General features: G+C 40.5%; 21 protein-coding genes. 20 read left to right on the top strand and 1 reads right to left on the bottom strand.

Going from position 1 to position 19,128, the window contains the following annotated elements:
• The 8 genes from yabA to ADH90_RS00350 all read left to right on the top strand — a co-directional run bounded on the left by yabA (position 1) and on the right by ADH90_RS00350 (position 6,335).
• Positions 1-318: a DNA replication initiation control protein YabA gene (yabA, locus tag ADH90_RS00315; protein ID WP_001034369.1), complete on the top strand. Its 318-nt coding sequence runs from the start codon at positions 1-3 to the stop codon at positions 316-318.
• A 2-nt stretch (positions 319-320) separates the two neighbouring features.
• Positions 321-1,199, top strand: a complete 879-nt coding sequence (rsmI, locus tag ADH90_RS00320; RefSeq protein WP_049529473.1) for a 16S rRNA (cytidine(1402)-2'-O)-methyltransferase — start codon at positions 321-323, stop codon at positions 1,197-1,199.
• A gap of 134 nt (positions 1,200-1,333) precedes the next feature.
• Positions 1,334-2,668: a methylenetetrahydrofolate--tRNA-(uracil(54)-C(5))-methyltransferase (FADH(2)-oxidizing) TrmFO gene (trmFO, locus tag ADH90_RS00325; protein WP_049529474.1), complete on the top strand. Its 1,335-nt coding sequence runs from the start codon at positions 1,334-1,336 to the stop codon at positions 2,666-2,668.
• 86 nt (positions 2,669-2,754) lie between these two features.
• Positions 2,755-3,489, top strand: coding sequence for a UMP kinase (gene pyrH, locus ADH90_RS00330; protein ID WP_000433488.1), 735 nt, complete (start codon positions 2,755-2,757; stop codon positions 3,487-3,489).
• A 9-nt stretch (positions 3,490-3,498) separates the two neighbouring features.
• Complete coding sequence (gene frr / locus ADH90_RS00335; protein ID WP_049529475.1) at positions 3,499-4,056, top strand: ribosome recycling factor; 558 nt, start codon at positions 3,499-3,501, stop codon at positions 4,054-4,056.
• A 60-nt stretch (positions 4,057-4,116) separates the two neighbouring features.
• Complete coding sequence (cvfB, locus tag ADH90_RS00340; RefSeq protein ID WP_049529476.1) at positions 4,117-4,971, top strand: RNA-binding virulence regulatory protein CvfB; 855 nt, start codon at positions 4,117-4,119, stop codon at positions 4,969-4,971.
• Positions 4,972-4,978: 7 nt separating this feature from the next.
• Positions 4,979-5,194, top strand: a complete 216-nt coding sequence (locus ADH90_RS00345) for a YozE family protein (protein WP_001232087.1) — start codon at positions 4,979-4,981, stop codon at positions 5,192-5,194.
• A 154-nt stretch (positions 5,195-5,348) separates the two neighbouring features.
• Positions 5,349-6,335 carry a PhoH family protein gene (locus ADH90_RS00350; RefSeq protein WP_049529477.1) on the top strand — a complete coding sequence of 329 codons (987 nt, stop codon included), beginning with the start codon at positions 5,349-5,351 and terminating at the stop codon, positions 6,333-6,335.
• A 163-nt stretch (positions 6,336-6,498) separates the two neighbouring features.
• On the opposite strand, the gene ald is transcribed toward ADH90_RS00350, so the two are convergent.
• Complete coding sequence (gene ald, locus ADH90_RS00355; RefSeq protein ID WP_049529478.1) at positions 6,499-7,611, bottom strand: alanine dehydrogenase; 1,113 nt, start codon at positions 7,609-7,611, stop codon at positions 6,499-6,501.
• 168 nt (positions 7,612-7,779) lie between these two features.
• Here ald and ADH90_RS00360 point away from each other — a divergent pair, with 168 nt between their 5' ends.
• The 12 genes from ADH90_RS00360 (at position 7,780) to atpD (ending at position 19,120) form a co-directional block, all read left to right on the top strand.
• Positions 7,780-8,349: a GNAT family N-acetyltransferase gene (locus ADH90_RS00360; protein WP_049529479.1), complete on the top strand. Its 570-nt coding sequence runs from the start codon at positions 7,780-7,782 to the stop codon at positions 8,347-8,349.
• A gap of 65 nt (positions 8,350-8,414) precedes the next feature.
• Positions 8,415-9,056 (top strand): helix-hairpin-helix domain-containing protein, encoded by a 642-nt coding sequence (locus ADH90_RS00365; RefSeq protein ID WP_049529480.1) that lies wholly within the window; start codon positions 8,415-8,417, stop codon positions 9,054-9,056.
• Positions 9,040-11,259 carry a ComEC/Rec2 family competence protein gene (locus ADH90_RS00370; RefSeq protein ID WP_049529481.1) on the top strand — a complete coding sequence of 740 codons (2,220 nt, stop codon included), beginning with the start codon at positions 9,040-9,042 and terminating at the stop codon, positions 11,257-11,259. Before ADH90_RS00365 ends, ADH90_RS00370 begins: the two co-directional genes overlap by 17 nt.
• Positions 11,260-11,384: 125 nt before the next feature.
• Positions 11,385-12,671, top strand: coding sequence for a peptidase U32 family protein (locus ADH90_RS00375; protein ID WP_049529482.1), 1,287 nt, complete (start codon positions 11,385-11,387; stop codon positions 12,669-12,671).
• Positions 12,672-12,684: 13 nt separating this feature from the next.
• On the top strand, positions 12,685-12,996 hold the full coding sequence (locus ADH90_RS10665) for a CHY zinc finger protein (RefSeq protein ID WP_080982594.1): 312 nt from the start codon (positions 12,685-12,687) through the stop codon (positions 12,994-12,996).
• Positions 12,997-13,225: 229 nt separating this feature from the next.
• The gene (locus ADH90_RS00380; protein ID WP_001054552.1) at positions 13,226-13,426 is read left to right on the top strand and encodes a F0F1 ATP synthase subunit C; all 201 of its coding nucleotides are present in this window, start codon (positions 13,226-13,228) and stop codon (positions 13,424-13,426) included.
• Positions 13,427-13,460: 34 nt separating this feature from the next.
• Positions 13,461-14,174, top strand: coding sequence for a F0F1 ATP synthase subunit A (gene atpB, locus ADH90_RS00385; RefSeq protein ID WP_000392856.1), 714 nt, complete (start codon positions 13,461-13,463; stop codon positions 14,172-14,174).
• 13 nt (positions 14,175-14,187) lie between these two features.
• Positions 14,188-14,682 (top strand): F0F1 ATP synthase subunit B, encoded by a 495-nt coding sequence (gene atpF / locus ADH90_RS00390; protein ID WP_049529483.1) that lies wholly within the window; start codon positions 14,188-14,190, stop codon positions 14,680-14,682.
• The gene (locus tag ADH90_RS00395) at positions 14,682-15,218 is read left to right on the top strand and encodes a F0F1 ATP synthase subunit delta (RefSeq protein ID WP_049529484.1); all 537 of its coding nucleotides are present in this window, start codon (positions 14,682-14,684) and stop codon (positions 15,216-15,218) included. The genes atpF and ADH90_RS00395 overlap by 1 nt, the downstream gene beginning before the upstream one ends.
• Before the next feature lie 14 nt (positions 15,219-15,232).
• On the top strand, positions 15,233-16,738 hold the full coding sequence (atpA, locus tag ADH90_RS00400; RefSeq protein WP_049529485.1) for a F0F1 ATP synthase subunit alpha: 1,506 nt from the start codon (positions 15,233-15,235) through the stop codon (positions 16,736-16,738).
• Between the two features lie 15 nt (positions 16,739-16,753).
• Complete coding sequence (locus tag ADH90_RS00405) at positions 16,754-17,632, top strand: F0F1 ATP synthase subunit gamma (protein ID WP_049529486.1); 879 nt, start codon at positions 16,754-16,756, stop codon at positions 17,630-17,632.
• An 81-nt stretch (positions 17,633-17,713) separates the two neighbouring features.
• Positions 17,714-19,120 carry a F0F1 ATP synthase subunit beta gene (gene atpD / locus ADH90_RS00410; protein ID WP_000094353.1) on the top strand — a complete coding sequence of 469 codons (1,407 nt, stop codon included), beginning with the start codon at positions 17,714-17,716 and terminating at the stop codon, positions 19,118-19,120.
• Positions 19,121-19,128: the final 8 nt, after the last annotated feature.

Raw genomic sequence — 19,128 nt, forward strand, 5'->3', positions numbered from 1 at the left:
ATGAATAAAAAAGAATTATTTGATGCTTTAGATGACTTTTCACAGCAATTGTTGGTAACCTTGGCAGACGTCGAAGCTATCAAGAAAAATCTCAAGAGTTTGGTAGAGGAAAATACAGCTCTTCGATTAGAAAATGATAAACTGAGAGAACGTTTGGGAGAGGTTGAGGAGACTGCTCCAGCCAAAACGAAACATGTAAGGGAAAATGTCCGTCGCATTTATGAGGACGGTTTTCATGTTTGCCGTGACTTTTATGGTCAACGTCGAGAGCAAGATGCAGAATGTATGTTTTGTGATGAGTTGTTATTTAGGGAGTAAGTATGCAGATTCAAAAGAGTTTTAAGGGACAATCTCCCTATGGCAAGCTTTATCTAGTAGCAACGCCAATCGGTAATCTAGATGATATGACTTTCCGCGCTATTCAGACCTTGAAGGAGGTCGACTGGATCGCGGCTGAAGATACTCGTAATACTGGACTTTTGCTCAAGCATTTTGAAATCTCAACCAAGCAAATCAGTTTTCACGAGCATAATGCCAAGGAAAAAATTCCTGATTTGATTGAGTTGTTGAAGCAAGGTCAAAATCTTGCCCAAGTATCTGATGCGGGGTTGCCTAGTATTTCTGACCCAGGTCATGATTTGGTCAAGGCTGCCATTGAAGAAGACATCGCGGTTGTCACGGTTCCAGGAGCTAGTGCTGGGATTTCTGCCTTGATTGCTAGTGGTTTAGCACCCCAACCTCACACTTTTTATGGTTTCTTACCACGAAAATCTGGCCAACAAAAGCAATTTTTCGAAGCGAAAAAAGCTTATCCAGAAACTCAGATTTTCTATGAATCACCTCACCGTGTGGCAGATACGCTAGAAAATATGCTAGAAGTCTACGGTGATCGCTCGGTGGTCTTGGTTAGAGAATTGACTAAAATCTTTGAAGAATACCAACGTGGAAAAATTTCAGAATTACTAGAAAGCATCGCTGAAACACCGCTCAAAGGCGAGTGTCTTCTCATTGTAGAAGGTGCTAGTCAAGATGTAGAGGATAAGGATGAAGAGGATTTATTTTCTGAAATTCAAGAGCGTATCCAGCAAGGTATTAAGAAAAATCAAGCCATTAAGGAAGTCGCAAAGATTTATCAGTGGAATAAAAGCCAGCTCTACGCCGCCTACCACGAATGGGAAGAACATCAGGAAAACAAATAAACGGGGAAGTTTGCCTTCTTCCCTTTTTTTGTTATACTAGAAGAAGAAAAAAATAGAAAGATTTGTGGGTGTCAAACAGTCTAGTGACTTGTTCTGGAATGAGCTTAAGTTTCACCCAAAGAGGTATTAGTGTCGTGTCTCAATCTTATATCAATGTTATCGGTGCGGGCTTGGCGGGTTCTGAAGCAGCCTACCAAATCGCAGAGCGTGGTATTCCAGTTAAACTTTATGAAATGCGTGGTGTCAAGTCAACACCGCAACACAAAACTGACAATTTTGCAGAATTAGTGTGTTCTAATTCCTTGCGTGGAGATGCTCTTACAAATGCCGTAGGTCTCCTCAAGGAGGAAATGCGCCGTCTAGGTTCTCTTATCTTAGAATCAGCAGAAGCAACCCGTGTTCCTGCTGGAGGTGCACTTGCGGTTGACCGTGATGGTTTTTCTCAAATGGTCACTGAAAAAATTGCCAATCATCCCTTGATTGAAGTGGTACGTGACGAAATCACAGAATTGCCAACGGATGCTATTACAGTTGTAGCGACTGGTCCTTTGACTAGTGATGCCCTTGCTGAGAAAATTCACGCACTTAATGGCGGTGACGGTTTTTATTTCTACGATGCTGCAGCGCCTATTGTGGATGTTAATACGATTGATATGAACAAGGTTTATCTCAAATCTCGTTATGATAAGGGAGAAGCGGCCTATCTCAATGCTCCTATGACCAAACAAGAGTTTATGGATTTCCATGAAGCCTTGGTCAATGCGGAAGAAGCTCCGTTGAATTCTTTCGAAAAAGAAAAATATTTTGAAGGATGCATGCCAATCGAAGTCATGGCTAAACGGGGTATCAAAACCATGCTCTATGGTCCTATGAAACCAGTTGGTTTGGAGTATCCAGACGATTACACAGGTCCTCGTGACGGAGAATTTAAGACACCATACGCTGTAGTTCAGCTTCGTCAGGATAATGCGGCAGGTAGTCTTTACAATATCGTTGGTTTCCAAACTCACCTTAAATGGGGCGAACAAAAACGTGTTTTCCAAATGATTCCAGGTCTTGAAAATGCAGAGTTCGTTCGCTATGGTGTTATGCACCGTAATTCCTACATGGATTCACCAAATCTTCTTGAACAGATATACCGTTCTAAGAAACAGCCAAATCTATTCTTTGCTGGTCAGATGACGGGTGTGGAAGGCTATGTTGAGTCAGCGGCATCAGGTCTAGTAGCTGGTATTAACGCAGCTCGTCTTTTCAAGGGCGAAAGCGAGGCTATTTTCCCAGAGACAACGGCAATTGGAAGTCTAGCTCATTACATCACCCATGCTGACAGCAAACATTTCCAACCAATGAACGTCAATTTCGGAATTATCAAGGAATTGGAAGGCGACCGCATTCGTGATAAGAAGGCTCGTTATGAAAAAATTGCAGAGCGTGCCTTGGCTGATTTGGAAAACTTTTTATCCGTTTAAAATTTTCAAAAGAATAACTCATGAGACTATAAAATTCTCAAAAAATGTGATAAAATAGTTTGAATAAAATAAAGGAGCGAAGTCAGGTGGAACCCAAATATAAACGTATTTTGATTAAGTTATCAGGTGAGGCCCTTGCTGGCGAGCGTGGTGTCGGAATTGATATCAAAACTGTTCAAGCAATGGCTCAAGAAATTCAAGAAGTACATAACTTAGGAATTGAGATTGCTCTCGTAATCGGAGGAGGAAATCTCTGGCGTGGAGAACCTGCTGCAGAAGCTGGGATGGATCGTGTACAAGCAGACTATACAGGAATGCTTGGAACCGTTATGAATGCTCTTGTGATGGCAGATTCATTGCAACAAGTTGGTGTGGATACACGTGTTCAAACAGCCATTGCCATGCAACAAGTAGCAGAACCTTACGTTCGTGGTCGTGCCCTTCGTCATCTTGAAAAAGGACGCATTGTTATCTTTGGTGCGGGAATTGGTTCACCATACTTCTCAACAGATACAACAGCCGCCCTTCGTGCAGCAGAGATTGAAGCGGACGCTATCTTGATGGCTAAGAATGGGGTTGATGGTGTCTACAATGCTGATCCTAAAAAAGATAAGACAGCCGTTAAATTTGAAGAATTGACTCACCGTGATGTCATTAACAAAGGGCTTCGTATCATGGACTCAACAGCTTCAACACTTTCAATGGATAATGATATTGACTTGGTAGTTTTCAACATGAACCAACCAGGAAATATTAAACGTGTTGTATTTGGTGAAAATATCGGAACTACAGTTTCAAATAATATCGAAGAAAAGGAATAAGAAATCATTATGGCAAACGCAATCGTAGAAAAAGCAAAAGAGAGAATGACCCAATCTCACCACTCACTTGCTCGTGAGTTTGGAAGTATTCGTGCTGGCCGTGCTAATGCTAGCTTGCTTGACCGCATCCACGTTGAGTACTATGGTGTTGAAACACCACTTAACCAAATTGCTTCTATCACAATCCCAGAAGCGCGTGTTTTGTTGGTAACACCATTTGACAAATCATCTTTGAAAGATATCGAACGTGCTTTGAACGCTTCAGACCTTGGTATAACACCGGCTAACGATGGTTCTGTTATTCGCTTAGTTATCCCAGCTCTTACAGAAGAAACTCGTCGTGACCTTGCTAAAGAAGTGAAGAAGGTCGGTGAAAATGCTAAAGTTGCTATCCGTAATATCCGTCGTGACGCTATGGATGAAGCTAAGAAACAAGAAAAAGCTAAAGAAATCACTGAAGATGAATTGAAGACTCTTGAAAAAGATATTCAAAAAGCAACAGATGATGCTGTTAAACACATCGACGACATGACTGCCAATAAAGAAAAAGAAATCTTGGAAGTCTAAGAAATAAACAGAAAAACTCAGTTGGCATTGCTGGCTGAGTTTTATTCGAAAGAAGGAAATATGAATACAAATCTTGCAAGTTTTATCGTTGGACTCATCATCGATGAAAATGACCGTTTTTACTTTGTTCAAAAGGATGGTCAAACATATGCTCTAGCTAAAGAAGAAGGTCCCCATACAGTTGGTGATACGGTCAAAGGTTTTGCTTATACAGACATGAAGCAAAAACTACGTTTGACAACTATAGAGGTCACTGCAACTCAGGACCAATTTGGTTGGGGAACCGTAACAGAGGTTCGTAAGGATCTTGGGGTTTTTGTTGATACGGGATTACCAGACAAGGAAATCGTTGTGTCACTAGATATTCTCCCTGAACTTAAAGAACTTTGGCCAAAGAAAGGCGATCGCCTATACATTCGTCTAGAAGTGGACAAGAAGGACCGTATCTGGGGCGTATTGGCTTATCAGGAAGATTTCCAACGATTGGCTCGTCCTGCCTACAATAACATGCAGAATCAAAATTGGCCAGCTATTGTTTACCGTCTTAAGCTATCAGGAACCTTTGTCTATTTACCGGAAAATAATATGCTGGGCTTCATCCATCCAAGTGAGCGTTATGCAGAACCTCGTTTGGGGCAAGTGTTAGATGTACGTGTTATTGGCTTCCGTGAGGTGGACCGCACACTTAATCTTTCACTTAAACCTCGCTCTTTTGAGATGTTGGAGAACGATGCGCAGATGATCTTGACTTACTTGGAAAGCAATGGTGGATTTATGACCTTAAATGATAAATCTTCGCCAGATGACATTAAAGCAACTTTTGGTATCTCGAAAGGTCAGTTTAAAAAAGCACTCGGTGGTTTGATGAAGGCTGGCAAAATCAAGCAAGATCAGTTCGGCACAGAGTTGATTTAGGAGGCTTATGAGAAAATCATTTTATACTTGGCTGATGACCGAGCGCAACCCTAAAAGCAATAGTCCCAAAGCAATTTTAGCGGATCTTGCCTTTGAGGAATCCGCCTTTCCGAAACATACAGATGATTTCGATCAAGTGAGTCGTTTTTTAGAGGAACATGCTAGCTTTTCCTTTAATATGGGAGACTTCGATCGTATCTGGCAGGAATATTTAGAACATTAAGTCTACTAGATGAGGTTTGGGATAGTAATTTCTCAGCCTCTTTGCTATAATATAGTCATTCAGTTTAACTTTTACTAGCTTCTAATCGACTTTTTAACTACTAAAAGCAAACGAAACATTTTATAAAATTAAAAGAGTTAGAGAGGTTCTTTGTTTGAAGGAACATTCAATAGACATTCAGCTTAGTCATCCAGATGATTTGTTTCATCTTTTTGGTTCTAATGAGCGCCATCTTCGTTTGATGGAGGATGAGTTAGATGTCATCATCCATGCTCGTACTGAGATTGTACAAGTCTTGGGGGAGGAGTCGGCTTGTGAGGAAGCCCGCCAAGTTATCCAAGCCTTGATGGTCTTGGTCAATCGTGGAATGACTGTTGGAACTCCGGATGTGGTGACAGCCATTACAATGGTTAAGAATAATGAAATCGATAAGTTTGTCGCCCTTTATGAAGAAGAGATTATCAAGGATAATACAGGTAAGCCCATCCGTGTTAAAACCCTGGGTCAAAAGCTTTATGTGGATAGTGTCAAGCAACACGATGTGACCTTTGGTATTGGACCGGCAGGAACAGGTAAGACCTTCTTAGCAGTGACTTTGGCCGTAACAGCCCTCAAGCGTGGACAAGTCAAGCGAATCATACTGACACGTCCAGCAGTAGAAGCAGGAGAGAGTCTAGGATTTCTACCTGGTGATTTGAAAGAAAAGGTAGATCCTTATCTTCGTCCAGTTTATGATGCCTTGTACCAGATTCTTGGTAAGGATCAAACAACCCGTCTCATGGAACGTGAAATCATCGAAATCGCGCCTCTTGCCTATATGCGTGGACGGACTTTGGATGATGCCTTTGTCATCTTGGACGAAGCGCAAAATACGACCATCATGCAGATGAAGATGTTTTTGACACGTTTAGGCTTCAACTCTAAAATGATTGTCAATGGGGATATTAGTCAGATTGACCTACCTCGGAATGTCAAGTCAGGTTTGATTGATGCTCAAGAAAAACTTAAGAACATTCACCAGATCGACTTTGTACACTTCTCAGCCAAGGATGTGGTTCGCCATCCAGTCGTTGCTCAGATTATCAGAGCCTATGAACCTCGACCTGTCAAAGCTGAAGAAAATCAAGAAGAAACAGAATAGTAGAAAAGAGCAGTGGAAGCGCTGCTCTTATTTTTGTAGTTTTATACTCATCGAAAATCTCTTCAAACCACGTCAGCTTCACCTTGCCGTACTCCAGTACAGCCTGCGGCTAGCTTCCTAGTTTGCTCTTTGATTTTCATTGAGTATTAATTTATAAATCATTTTAGACAAGTTCACTGATTGTAGTGAAGTCACGTTCCAAGCCTTCTGCAACAGGCTGGCTGGTGAGGTATCCTTGATAGGTTGTCACACCTTCAAGCAAGCCTGCGTCTTCTAGGATAGCTTTCTTAAATCCTTTTCCTGCCAAGGCTTCGATATATGGAAGAGTCACATTTGTAAGGGCAATCGTAGATGTACGAGCAACTGCTCCAGGAATGTTAGCAACGGCATAGTGAAGAACACCGTGTTTTTCATAGACAGGTTCATCGTGAGTTGTCACACGGTCAGCTGTCGCTATAACACCACCTTGGTCAACAGCAACGTCAACAATAACAGAACCAGGACGCATTTGTTGTACCATGTCATCTGTTACCAATTTTGGAGCTTTGGCACCAGGAATCAAGACAGCACCGATCACAACATCTGCTTCACGAACACTTGCTTCGATATTAAATGGGTTAGACATCAGAGTTTGGATTTGGTGACCAAAGACGTCTTCTAGGACTGCTAGGCGTTTGGCGCTGATATCAAGAATAGTTACTTGAGCCCCCAAACCAAGAGCGATACGAGCTGCGTGAGTACCAACCACACCACCACCGATGATGGTTACTTTTCCTTTAGGAACACCAGGAACACCACCGAGTAGAACTCCTGAACCACCAGCTTGTTTCGTCAAGAAGTGGGCTCCAATTTGGACAGCCATACGACCTGCAACCTCACTCATTGGAACGAGAAGTGGAAGTTGTCCTTGAGTATCACGGACAGTCTCATAAGCAACACCAGTTGTTTTAGCTGCAAGCATAGCATCAGCCAATTCTGGAGCAGCTGCCATGTGCAAGTAGGTGAAGAGAAGTAAATCCTCACGCAAGAACTGGTACTCACTAGCAAGCGGTTCCTTGACTTTAACAACTAATTCTGCAGCCCAGGCTTCAGCAGCAGTTGCGACAATTTCAGCTCCTTGCTTTTCATAGTCAGCATCAGTAAAACCAGATCCAAGTCCAGCATTCGTTTCGATGAGGACACGGTGGCCACGACCAACGAGACTCTGTACACCAGCAGGTGTCAAAGCAACACGATTTTCATTATTTTTAATTTCCTTTGGAATTCCAATTAACATAGGATAACTCACTTTCTATTAAGCTGTTTCAATTTATGTATCACATCATTCGTCAGAGTTTTTGTGATGACTTTATTGTATATGAAACCGCTTTAAATTGCAAGAAAAACTTGTAAACCTATTTCTTTTATGTTATTCTTTTAGCAACCTATTTTGGGAGGTGAAATCATGGAATCACTATTTATCAAACTAGCCAAGCATCAAATTATCGAAACTGAACGCTTAGTACTTAGACCTGTAACACTTGATGATGCAGAAACCATGTTTGAATATGCTTCAGACAAGGAAAATACGCGATTTACTTTTCCAACCAATCAAAGTCTAGAGGAAACTAAGAACAACATTGCTCAATTTTATCTAGCTAATCCATTGGGCCGATGGGGAATTGAACTAAAAAGTACTGGAGAGTTTATCGGAACTATTGACCTGCACAAGATGGATACTGTTCTTAAGAAGGCAACCATTGGTTATATTATCCATCAAAAATATTGGAATCAAGGTTTGACAACTGAAGCCAATCGTGCCGTGATTGAACTAGCTTTTGAAAAGATTGGAATGAATAAGTTAGATGCCTTTCATGATAAGGATAATCCTGCATCAGGAAAGGTCATGGAGAAATCAGGAATGCGCTTCTCACACGAAGAACCATATGCTAGAATGGATAAAAATGAACCTGGAAGATTCGTAACAGATGTCCATTATGTCTTAACCAAGGAAGATTATTTTGCAAATAAGTAAGCAGTTGAAAAGTTTTTTCAGCTGTTTTTTCTTTCTCTTACGAATAAGCTAAGAGAGGAGAAAATATGGAAGAACTTATAGAAAAAATCAAAGAATATAAAATCATTGCTATCTGTGCTGGTTTGGGCTTGGTCTTAGGCGGATTCTTCCTCCTAAAGCCATTTTCTCAAACACCTGCTAAGGAAACACAAGTGCAAACAGAAGTTACAACTATACCAAAGGATTCGACGGATGAAAAGGAAGATAAAAATCAGAAAGAAGAAGTGGTGGAGCAGGATCTGATTACTGTCGATGTCAAAGGTGCTGTCAAATCACCAGGAATCTATGATTTGCCAGTTGGAAGTCGGATCAATGATGCTGTTCAAAAAGCTGGTGGACTGACAGATAATGCAGATAGTAAGTCTATCAATCTTGCCCAGAGAATTAGTGACGAAGCGCTTGTCTATGTTCCAAATAAGGAAGAAGCTACCAGTCAAGAAATGCCATCAAGTGCTTCTAACAACAAGGAAAATAAGAAAGTCAATCTCAATAAAGCTAGTTTAGAGGAACTGAAACAAGTTAAAGGCTTAGGTGCTAAACGTGCTCAAGACATTATTGACCATCGTGATTCCAACGGTAAATTTAAGTCAGTAGATGAGCTCAAAAAGGTTTCTGGTATTGGTGCAAAAACGATAGAAAAGTTAAAAGAGTATGTCACAGTGGATTAGTCGCTTTCCAATTCCAAAAATCTATCTCAGTTTTCTTTTGCTATGGCTTTACTATGCAATCTTTTCAGCAAGTGTATTAGCACTTTTGGGCTTTGTCTTTTTACTGGTCTGCCTCTTTTTCCAATTTCCATGGAAAACTGTGACCAAGGTTCTCTTGGTTTGTGGACTTTTTGGGAGTTGGTTTGCATTTCAAAAATGGCAGCAAGAAGAAGCTAGTAAACATCTCGTTGACTCGGTTGATACGGTCCGAATCTTACCTGATACCATCAAGGTAAATGGGGATAGTCTTTCTTTTCGTGGAAAGGCTGACGGTAGACTCTTTCAGGTCTATTATAAACTTCAATCAGAAGCAGAAAAAGAAGACTTTCAACAACTAACGGATATTTATGAAATTACTTTAGAAGGGAAATTAGCTAGCCCTCAAGGGGCAAGAAATTTTGCTGGTTTTGATTATCGTAATTATCTAAAAAGTCAAGGGATTTATCAAACCTTGACCATTTCGAAAATTTCAGATATGCAAGCCACGAGCAGTTGGGATATAGGAGAAAATTTATCTAGTTTGCGAAGAAAAGCAGTTGTCTGGATAAAAAGGAACTTTCCCGACCCCATGCGCAACTACATGACAGGTCTGTTATTAGGGCACTTGGACACAGACTTTGAGGAAATGAATGAACTCTATTCTAGCCTCGGAATTATTCACCTATTTGCATTGTCAGGAATGCAGGTCGGATTTTTCATGAATGCTTTTAAAAAGTCACTCTTGCGATTGGGCTTGACACAAGAGAAGTTCAAATGGCTAGCTTATCCATTTTCTTTGTTTTATGCAGGTTTGACAGGATTTTCAGCCTCTGTGATTAGAAGTCTTTTACAAAAGATCTTGGCTCAGCATGGCTTCAAGTCATTGGATAATTTTGCTTTAACGATTCTTATTCTATTTCTTATCATGCCGAATTTCTTCCTAACTGCTGGTGGAGTGCTCTCCTGTGCCTATGCCTTTATCCTAACTATGACAAGTAAAGAAGGTCAAGGCATAAAAGCTATTGCCAGAGAGAGTTTCATTATTTCCTTGGGAATCTTGCCAATCTTATCATTCTATTTTTCAGAATTTCAACCGTGGTCTATCCTCTTGACTTTTGTTTTTTCATTCTTATTTGACATGGTCTTGTTACCACTCTTGTCGATTCTCTTTTGTCTGTCATGCATCTATCCTATTACCCAGTTTAACTTTCTCTTTGAATGGCTAGAAAACATCATACGCTATGTATCTCAGCTATCTAATAGGCCCTTTGTTTTTGGTCAACCGAGTCTTTGGGTTCTGGTATTTCTTTTAATTTCTTTGGCGCTGATTTATGATTATAGAAAGAATTTGAAAAAAATATCTATGCTTGGCATAGTTGCCATCTCGTTCTTTTTAGTTACCAAACATCCACTGGAAAATGAACTAACGGTCTTAGATATGGAGCAGGGGCGAAGCATTTTTCTAAGAGACATGACAGGAAAGACCATACTACTGGATGTTGGTGAAAAACTAGCAGTTGAAAAGAAAGAAGCCTGGCAGGAGAAAGTCACCACGAGCGTTGCCAAACGGAGTTTAATTCCCTATCTGAAAAGTAGAGGAGTGGCAAAGATTGATCAGCTGGTTCTAACGACTAGTGATACTAAGCAGTTAGATCATGTGTTAGAAATCAGTAAAGCCTTCGATCTTGGAGAGATTCTAGTAACTGAAGAAACTTTATCTAAGAGAGAATTTATGGATAAGCTGAAGGAAAGCAAAGTCAAGGTAGTTGTCATCAAAACTGGACAGCAGTTACCTATTTTTGGAAGTAGTTTGGAAGTAATCGCAACTCAAAATAAGGATAAAAATGATTCAATTACAATGTATGGAAAGTTACTAAACCAAACCTTTCTAGTTACTGGAAATATAGAGGAGAAGTTTTTAACGAGCTATTATCCAAGGCTGCAAGCAGATGTAGTGATAACTCATCAGCAAGTATCAAATAAAAAAACAGATATCGAAATCTTCAAAACTGTACACCCTAAAATCACTGTTATTTCAATAGACAAGAAAAAATCATTTAAAGTTAAAAATGGGGAGAATAACCAAGAAGATAAAGAACTTGAGAATTTGGTATTAAAAACTGACAAAAAGGGCGCCATTCGTTTCAAGGGATGGACTACTTGGAATGTTGAAACTGTTCAATAACGTTTTCAGAGAAATCTAAAAATTAAAATTGTCTAAACAATCATTCAAGGCTTGATTTTGAACCCCGTTTACTATAAAATAGTTAAGATTGGTGTCAAACTTTTATATTGCAAATAGGAGAAAAAATGACAAAAACTTTGAAACGTCCTGAGGTTCTATCACCTGCAGGAACACTAGAAAAACTTAAAGTAGCTGTTCAATACGGAGCAGATGCTGTCTTTATCGGTGGTCAGGCCTATGGTCTTCGTAGCCGTGCTGGTAACTTCACTTTCGAACAAATGGAAGAAGGCGTACAGTTCGCGGCTAAGTATGGAGCCAAGGTATATGTGGCTGCCAATATGGTTATGCACGAGGGAAATGAAGAAGGTGCCGGCGAATGGTTCCGTAAATTGCGTGATATCGGAATTGCAGCGGTTATCGTTTCTGATCCAGCCTTGATCATGATTGCTGCAACAGAAGCACCAGGACTTGAAATCCACCTTTCAACACAAGCTAGTGCAACCAACTATGAAACTCTTGAATTCTGGAAAGAACTTGGTTTGACTCGTGTCGTTTTGGCGCGTGAGGTTTCTATGGAAGAATTGGCAGAAATTCGCAAACGTACAGACGTAGAGATTGAAGCCTTCGTACATGGAGCTATGTGTATTTCCTACTCTGGTCGTTGTACGCTCTCTAACCATATGAGTATGCGTGATGCCAACCGTGGTGGATGTTCACAATCTTGTCGTTGGAAATACGATCTTTACGATATGCCATTTGGTAAAGAACGTAAGAGCCTTAAAGGAGAAATTCCTGAAGAGTTCTCTATGTCTGCGGTTGATATGTCTATGATTGATCATATTCCAGATATGATTGAAAATGGTGTAGACAGCCTTAAGATTGAAGGACGTATGAAATCAATCCACTATGTTTCAACAGTTACAAACTGCTACAAGGCTGCTGTTGATGCCTACCTTGAGAGCCCTGAAAAGTTTGAAGCTATCAAGCAAGACTTGATTGATGAAATGTGGAAGGTAGCCCAACGTGAATTGGCTACAGGTTTCTACTATGGTACACCATCTGAAAATGAACAACTGTTCGGTGCTCGTCGTAAGATTCCAGAATACAAGTTTGTTGCTGAAGTAGTAGCTTATGATGCTGCAACTCAAACAGCAACTATTCGCCAACGTAACGTTATCAACGAAGGTGACCAAGTTGAGTTTTATGGCCCAGGTTTCCGCCATTTTGAAACTTTTATAGAAGACCTTCATGATGCTAAAGGTAATAAAATTGACCGTGCACCAAATCCAATGGAACTTTTAACCATCAAGGTTCCTCAACCAGTACAAGCTGGTGATATGGTCCGTGCTTTGAAAGAAGGTTTGATTAATCTTTACAAAGAAGATGGAACCAGCGTCACAGTTCGTGCCTAGATAAGGAAAAATCATGGTTCAAGCTCAGGGCTTACTAGTAGATGGTGAAAGCAGATGTGTTCATTACCATAGTGACAAAGATATCGTAGCGCTCCAGTGTTATCAGTGTAAGAAATACCATGCCTGTTATCAGTGTCACAATGAACTAGAGTCGCACACATTTTCTCCTTACCCTTTGAATCTAAAACAGGACAGACCTATCTTATGTGGTTCCTGTAAGAAGACCCTAACTTATGAGGAGTATAGAGAAAAGGGGAGCTGTCCTTATTGTGCAGCACTCTTTAATCCTGCTTGCCAGAGTCATCATTCAATGTATTTCAAATAAAGAACGATAAATCCAGGTTTTGAAACTTGGATTTTTCTTTTCAGAAAAATAGGAAAGATAAGAAAAATAATATGAAAAGACATTAAAATTTTCTATATAATTGTCTTGAAAATCGTAAAAATAGAAATAAATGATTAGAAACGCTTTCAATGCTAGTAAAAAGTTGACAAAATCAAATTTTAGGACTAAACTAGTGAAGTAAATTTAATTTAAAAAAGGAGAATTCGTCATGAATTTAACATTTTTCGGTCTATGTCTTGCCTGTATGGGTGTATCTCTTGCAGAAGGATTTTTGATGAACGGTTTGTTCAAATCTGCAGCACGCCAACCAGATATCATCCCTCAATTGCGTAGTTTGATGATCATGGGGATTGCCTTTATCGAAGGAACATTCTTTGTAACTCTCGTATTTTCATTTATCATCAAATAAAGAGAAGTATAAAATGGAAAAGGGAGGATTCTAGATGGAAGAAAGTATCAATCCAACCATCAATATTGGTCCTGTTACCTTTGATTTAACCTTGACAGCATTGACTTTGTTGTCTGTGGCACTTATTTTTGGCTTTATCTATTGGGCAAGTCGTAATATGACTGTGAAACCCAAAGGAAAGCAAAATGTACTCGAGTATCTCTATGACTTTGTAGTCGGATTTACAGAACCTAACGTAGGTTCACGGTACATGAAAGATTACTCACTCTTTTACTTGTGTTTATTTCTTTTTATGGTTATCGCAAATAATCTTGGTTTGATGGCGAAACTTCAAACTACAGATGGGACAAACCTTTGGACATCGCCAACAGCAAATCTCCAGTTTGACTTGGCCTTGTCATTTGGAATTATCCTGATGACCCATATTGAAGGAATTCGTCGTCGCGGTGTTAAAAAATATCTAAAAGGTTTTGTAACCCCAGGTTTCATGACACCGATGAATCTCCTTGAAGAAGTCACGAATTTCCTATCACTTGCCTTGCGGGTGTTCGGGAATATCTTTGCCGGAGAAGTGATGGCAAGCTTGCTTATTACTCTCTCTCATCAGGCACTTTATTGGTATCCAGTCGCATTTGTTACCAATCTTGTCTGGACGGCATTTTCTGTGTTTATTTCCTGTGTTCAGGCCTATGTATTCACAGTCTTGTCTTCTATGTATCTAGGAAATAAAATTAATGATGAAGAGTAGAAAGGAGTAAATGATGCACGTAACAGTAGGTGAATTGATTGGTAACTTTATTTTAATTGCTGGCTCTTTTATCCTTTTGATCGTCTTAGTCAAAAAATACGCATGGTCAAACTTGACAAGTGTCTTCGAAGAACGCGCTGAAAAGATTGCTGCTGATATTGATGGTGCTGAACAAGCTCGTCAAAAAGCAGAAACTCTTGCGCAAAAGCGTGAAGATGAATTAGCAGGTAGCCGTAGTGAAGCTAAAACAATCATCGAGAATGCCAAGGAGACAGCTGAAAAGAGCAAATCAGATATTCTAGCTGAAGCTAAGCTAGAAGCTGGTCGCTTGAAGGAAAAAGCTAACCAAGAAATTGCGCAAAACAAAGCTGAGGCTTTACAAAGCGTTAAAGGTGAGGTAGCAGATTTGACAGTTAGTCTAGCTGGAAAAATCATCTCACAAAACCTTGACGGTCATGCCCATAAAGAACTCATTGATCAGTATATTGATCAGCTAGGAGAAGCTTAATGGACAAAAAGACAGTAAAGGTAATTGAAAAATACAGCATGCCTTTTGTCCAATTGGTGATTGAAAAAGGAGAAGAAGATTCTATCTTCTCAGACTTGACCCAGATTAAGCAAGTCGCTGAAGAAACAGACTTACCTTCTTTTTTGGCTCAGGTAGATGTTGATGAGTCTGACAAGGAAAAAACAGTAAGTTTCTTCCAAGATTCAGCATCGCCATTATTACAAAACTTCATTCAAGTTCTGTTGTACAATCATCGCTCATATCTTTTTTATGATGTGATTGTAGATTGTTTAAACCGTCTTGAGAGAGAAACGAATCGTTTTGAAGTAACGATTATGTCTGCTCATCCTCTAACGGATGAACAAAAAGAACGTTTGCTTCCAATTATCGAGAAAAAGATGTCTTTAAAAGTGCGCAGCATTAAAGAAGAAATCGACGATAGTTTAATCGGTGGTTTTGTTATTATCGCCAATCACAAGACAATTGATGTTAGTATTAAACAACAACTTAAAGTTGTTAAGGAAAATTTGAAATAGAAAGTGGTGTTCTTTTGGCAATTAACGCACAAGAAATCAGCGCTTTAATTAAGCAACAAATTGAAAATTTCAAACCCAATTTTGATGTGACTGAAACTGGTGTTGTAACATACATCGGGGACGGAATTGCGCGTGCTCATGGCCTTGAAAATGCCATGAGTGGAGAGTTGTTGATTTTTGAAAACGGCTCTTATGGTATGGCGCAAAACTTAGAATCAACAGATGTTGGTATCATCATCCTTGGAGACTTTACAGATATCCGCGAAGGCGACACCATTCGTCGTACAGGAAAAATCATGGAAGTTCCAGTTGGTGATAGCTTGATTGGTCGTGTTGTGGATCCACTTGGTCGTCCTGTAGACGGACTTGGTCCAATCGACACAAACAAAACTCGTCCAGTTGAAGCGCCAGCTCCTGGGGTTATGCAACGTAAATCAGTATCACAACCATTGCAAACTGGTTTGAAAGCTATTGATGCCCTTGTTCCAATCGGTCGTGGACAACGTGAGTTGATTATCGGTGACCGTCAAACAGGGAAAACTACCATCGCTATCGATGCAATCTTGAACCAAAAAGGTCAAGATATGATTTGTATCTATGTAGCGATTGGTCAAAAAGAATCAACAGTTCGTACACAAGTAGAAACACTTCGTCAGTACGGAGCCTTGGATTACACAATCGTCGTGACAGCGTCAGCTTCACAACCTTCACCATTGCTTTTCCTTGCACCTTATGCAGGGGTTGCTATGGCGGAAGAATTTATGTACCAAGGTAAGCACGTATTGATTGTTTATGATGACTTATCTAAACAAGCGGTAGCTTATCGTGAACTTTCTCTCTTGCTCCGTCGTCCACCAGGTCGTGAAGCCTTCCCAGGGGATGTCTTCTATCTTCACAGTCGTCTACTTGAGCGTTCTGCTAAAGTTTCTGACGAACTTGGTGGTGGATCTATTACAGCTCTTCCATTTATTGAAACACAAGCAGGAGATATCTCAGCCTACATCGCCACAAACGTAATCTCTATTACGGATGGACAAATCTTCCTTGGCGATGGACTCTTTAATGCGGGTATCCGTCCGGCTATTGATGCGGGTTCTTCTGTATCTCGTGTTGGTGGTTCTGCACAGATTAAGGCCATGAAGAAAGTTGCTGGTACACTCCGTATCGACCTTGCTTCATACCGTGAGTTGGAAGCCTTCACTAAATTTGGTTCTGACTTGGATGCGGCTACTCAGGCTAAATTGAACCGTGGTCGTCGTACTGTAGAAGTATTGAAACAACCTGTTCACAAACCATTACCTGTTGAGAAACAAGTTACTATTCTCTATGCTTTAACACATGGTTTCTTGGATACAATTCCTGTAGACGATATCGTTCGTTTCGAAGAAGAGTTCCATATGTTCTTTGATGCTCAACATCCTGAAATTTTGGAAACCATTCGTGAAACAAAAGACTTGCCAGATGAAGCAGTCTTGGATGCTGCGATTACTGAGTTTCTCAATCAATCAAGCTTCCAATAAGAATAGAGGTGTCAGATGGCAGTATCTCTAAATGATATTAAAACAAAAATCGCCTCAACAAAAAATACTAGTCAAATTACTAACGCGATGCAGATGGTTTCTGCAGCTAAGTTAGGTCGTTCTGAAGAAGCAGCTCGTAACTTCCAAGTTTATGCACAAAAAGTACGTAAACTGGTTACAGATATCCTTCATGGTGATGGTGCCGCCGGATCAACAAACCCTATGTTGATTAGTCGCCCTGTCAAGAAAACAGGCTATATCGTCATTACATCTGACCGTGGTCTTGTTGGAGGATATAATTCTTCTATCTTGAAAGCAGTCATGGAACTTCAGCAAGAATACCATCCTTCAGGTGATGATTTTGAAGTTATCTGTATTGGTGGTATGGGAGCCGATTTCTTCAAATCACGTGGTATTCAACCAATCTATGAATTGCGTGGACTTGCAAGCCAACCAAGCTTTGATGAAGTTCGTAAGATTATCACAAAAACAATTGAAATGTATCAAAACGAACTTTTTGATGAGCTCTATGTTTGCTACAACCACCACGTGAATACATTGACAAGTCAAATGCGTGTAGAACAGATGCTTCCAATCGTGGACTTGGATCCAAATGAAGCAGATGATAACTATAGCTTGACCTTTGACCTTGAAACAAGTCGTGAAGAAATCTTGGATCAATTGTTACCACAGTTTGCAGAAAGTATGATTTATGGTGCTATTATTGATGCCAAGACAGCTGAAAATGCTGCTGGTATGACAGCCATGCAAACAGCGACTGATAATGCTAAAAAAGTGATTAATGATTTGACAATCCAGTATAACCGTGCCAGACAGGCGGCGATTACACAAGAAATCACAGAAATCGTGGCAGGAGCTAGCGCTTTAGAATAAAGCCATCCTGCTCATATCAATGAACTTAGGACCTAGCAAAACTAGGAACCGACAGTATCTTATATAGAATAGGAGAAGGAGATGAGTTCAGGTAAAATTGCTCAGGTTATCGGACCCGTTGTAGACGTTTTGTTTGCAGCAGGGGAAAAACTTCCTGAGATTAACAATGCACTTGTCGTCTACAAAAATGACGAAAAGAAAACAAAAATCGTCCTTGAAGTAGCCTTAGAGTTGGGGGATGGTATGATTCGTACCATCGCCATGGAATCAACAGATGGTTTGACTCGTGGAATGGAAGTATTGGACACAGGTCGTCCAATCTCTGTACCAGTAGGTAAAGAAACCTTGGGACGTGTCTTCAACGTTTTGGGAGATACCATTGACTTGGAAGCTCCTTTCGGAGAAGACGCAGAGCGCCAGCCAATTCATAAAAAAGCACCTACTTTTGATGAGTTGTCTACCTCTTCAGAAATCCTCGAGACAGGGATTAAGGTTATCGACCTTCTTGCCCCTTATCTTAAAGGTGGTAAAGTCGGACTCTTCGGTGGTGCCGGAGTTGGTAAAACTGTCTTGATCCAAGAATTGATTCACAATATTGCCCAAGAACACGGTGGTATCTCAGTATTTACTGGTGTTGGGGAACGTACTCGTGAAGGGAACGACCTCTACTGGGAAATGAAAGAATCAGGAGTTATCGAAAAAACAGCCATGGTATTTGGTCAGATGAATGAACCACCAGGAGCACGTATGCGTGTTGCCCTTACTGGTTTGACAATCGCTGAATACTTCCGTGATGTAGAAGGCCAAGACGTTCTTCTCTTCATTGACAACATTTTCCGTTTCACACAAGCTGGTTCAGAAGTATCTGCCCTTTTGGGTCGTATGCCATCAGCCGTTGGTTACCAACCAACCCTCGCAACAGAAATGGGTCAATTGCAAGAACGTATCACTTCAACTAAGAAAGGTTCTGTAACCTCTATCCAGGCTATCTACGTGCCAGCGGATGACTATACTGATCCAGCGCCGGCAACAGCCTTCGCTCACTTGGATTCTACTACCAACTTGGAACGTAAATTGGTTCAATTGGGTATTTACCCAGCCGTTGACCCACTTGCTTCAAGTTCACGTGCCTTGGCACCTGAAATCGTTGGAGAAGAACACTACGCAGTTGCTGCTGAGGTTAAACGTGTTCTTCAACGTTACCATGAGTTGCAAGATATCATCGCCATCCTTGGTATGGATGAACTTTCTGATGAAGAAAAAACTTTGGTTGCTCGTGCCCGTCGTATTCAGTTCTTCCTTTCACAAAACTTCAACGTTGCGGAACAATTTACTGGTCAACCAGGTTCTTATGTTCCAGTAGCGGAAACAGTTCGTGGATTTAAGGAAATTCTTGACGGAAAACACGATCATCTCCCAGAAGACGCCTTCCGTGGAGTAGGTTCAATCGAAGATGTTATCGCTAAGGCTGAAAAAATGGGATTTTAAGAGGTGAT

The organism is Streptococcus pseudopneumoniae (genome assembly GCF_001073085.1).
Lineage (GTDB): Bacteria > Bacillota > Bacilli > Lactobacillales > Streptococcaceae > Streptococcus > Streptococcus pseudopneumoniae_M.

Coding starts and splice junctions, on each gene's coding strand:
- ADH90_RS00370 (WP_049529481.1), top strand. CDS start 9,040: ATGTCACAGTGGATTAGTCGCTTTCCAATTCCAAAAATCTATCTCAGT.
- frr (WP_049529475.1), top strand. CDS start 3,499: ATGGCAAACGCAATCGTAGAAAAAGCAAAAGAGAGAATGACCCAATCT.
- ADH90_RS00360 (WP_049529479.1), top strand. CDS start 7,780: ATGGAATCACTATTTATCAAACTAGCCAAGCATCAAATTATCGAAACT.
- ald (WP_049529478.1), bottom strand. CDS start 7,611: ATGTTAATTGGAATTCCAAAGGAAATTAAAAATAATGAAAATCGTGTT.
- rsmI (WP_049529473.1), top strand. CDS start 321: ATGCAGATTCAAAAGAGTTTTAAGGGACAATCTCCCTATGGCAAGCTT.
- ADH90_RS00405 (WP_049529486.1), top strand. CDS start 16,754: ATGGCAGTATCTCTAAATGATATTAAAACAAAAATCGCCTCAACAAAA.
- cvfB (WP_049529476.1), top strand. CDS start 4,117: ATGAATACAAATCTTGCAAGTTTTATCGTTGGACTCATCATCGATGAA.
- atpB (WP_000392856.1), top strand. CDS start 13,461: ATGGAAGAAAGTATCAATCCAACCATCAATATTGGTCCTGTTACCTTT.
- atpF (WP_049529483.1), top strand. CDS start 14,188: ATGCACGTAACAGTAGGTGAATTGATTGGTAACTTTATTTTAATTGCT.
- ADH90_RS00345 (WP_001232087.1), top strand. CDS start 4,979: ATGAGAAAATCATTTTATACTTGGCTGATGACCGAGCGCAACCCTAAA.
- yabA (WP_001034369.1), top strand. CDS start 1: ATGAATAAAAAAGAATTATTTGATGCTTTAGATGACTTTTCACAGCAA.
- ADH90_RS10665 (WP_080982594.1), top strand. CDS start 12,685: ATGGTTCAAGCTCAGGGCTTACTAGTAGATGGTGAAAGCAGATGTGTT.
- ADH90_RS00380 (WP_001054552.1), top strand. CDS start 13,226: ATGAATTTAACATTTTTCGGTCTATGTCTTGCCTGTATGGGTGTATCT.
- ADH90_RS00375 (WP_049529482.1), top strand. CDS start 11,385: ATGACAAAAACTTTGAAACGTCCTGAGGTTCTATCACCTGCAGGAACA.
- ADH90_RS00395 (WP_049529484.1), top strand. CDS start 14,682: ATGGACAAAAAGACAGTAAAGGTAATTGAAAAATACAGCATGCCTTTT.
- ADH90_RS00365 (WP_049529480.1), top strand. CDS start 8,415: ATGGAAGAACTTATAGAAAAAATCAAAGAATATAAAATCATTGCTATC.
- atpD (WP_000094353.1), top strand. CDS start 17,714: ATGAGTTCAGGTAAAATTGCTCAGGTTATCGGACCCGTTGTAGACGTT.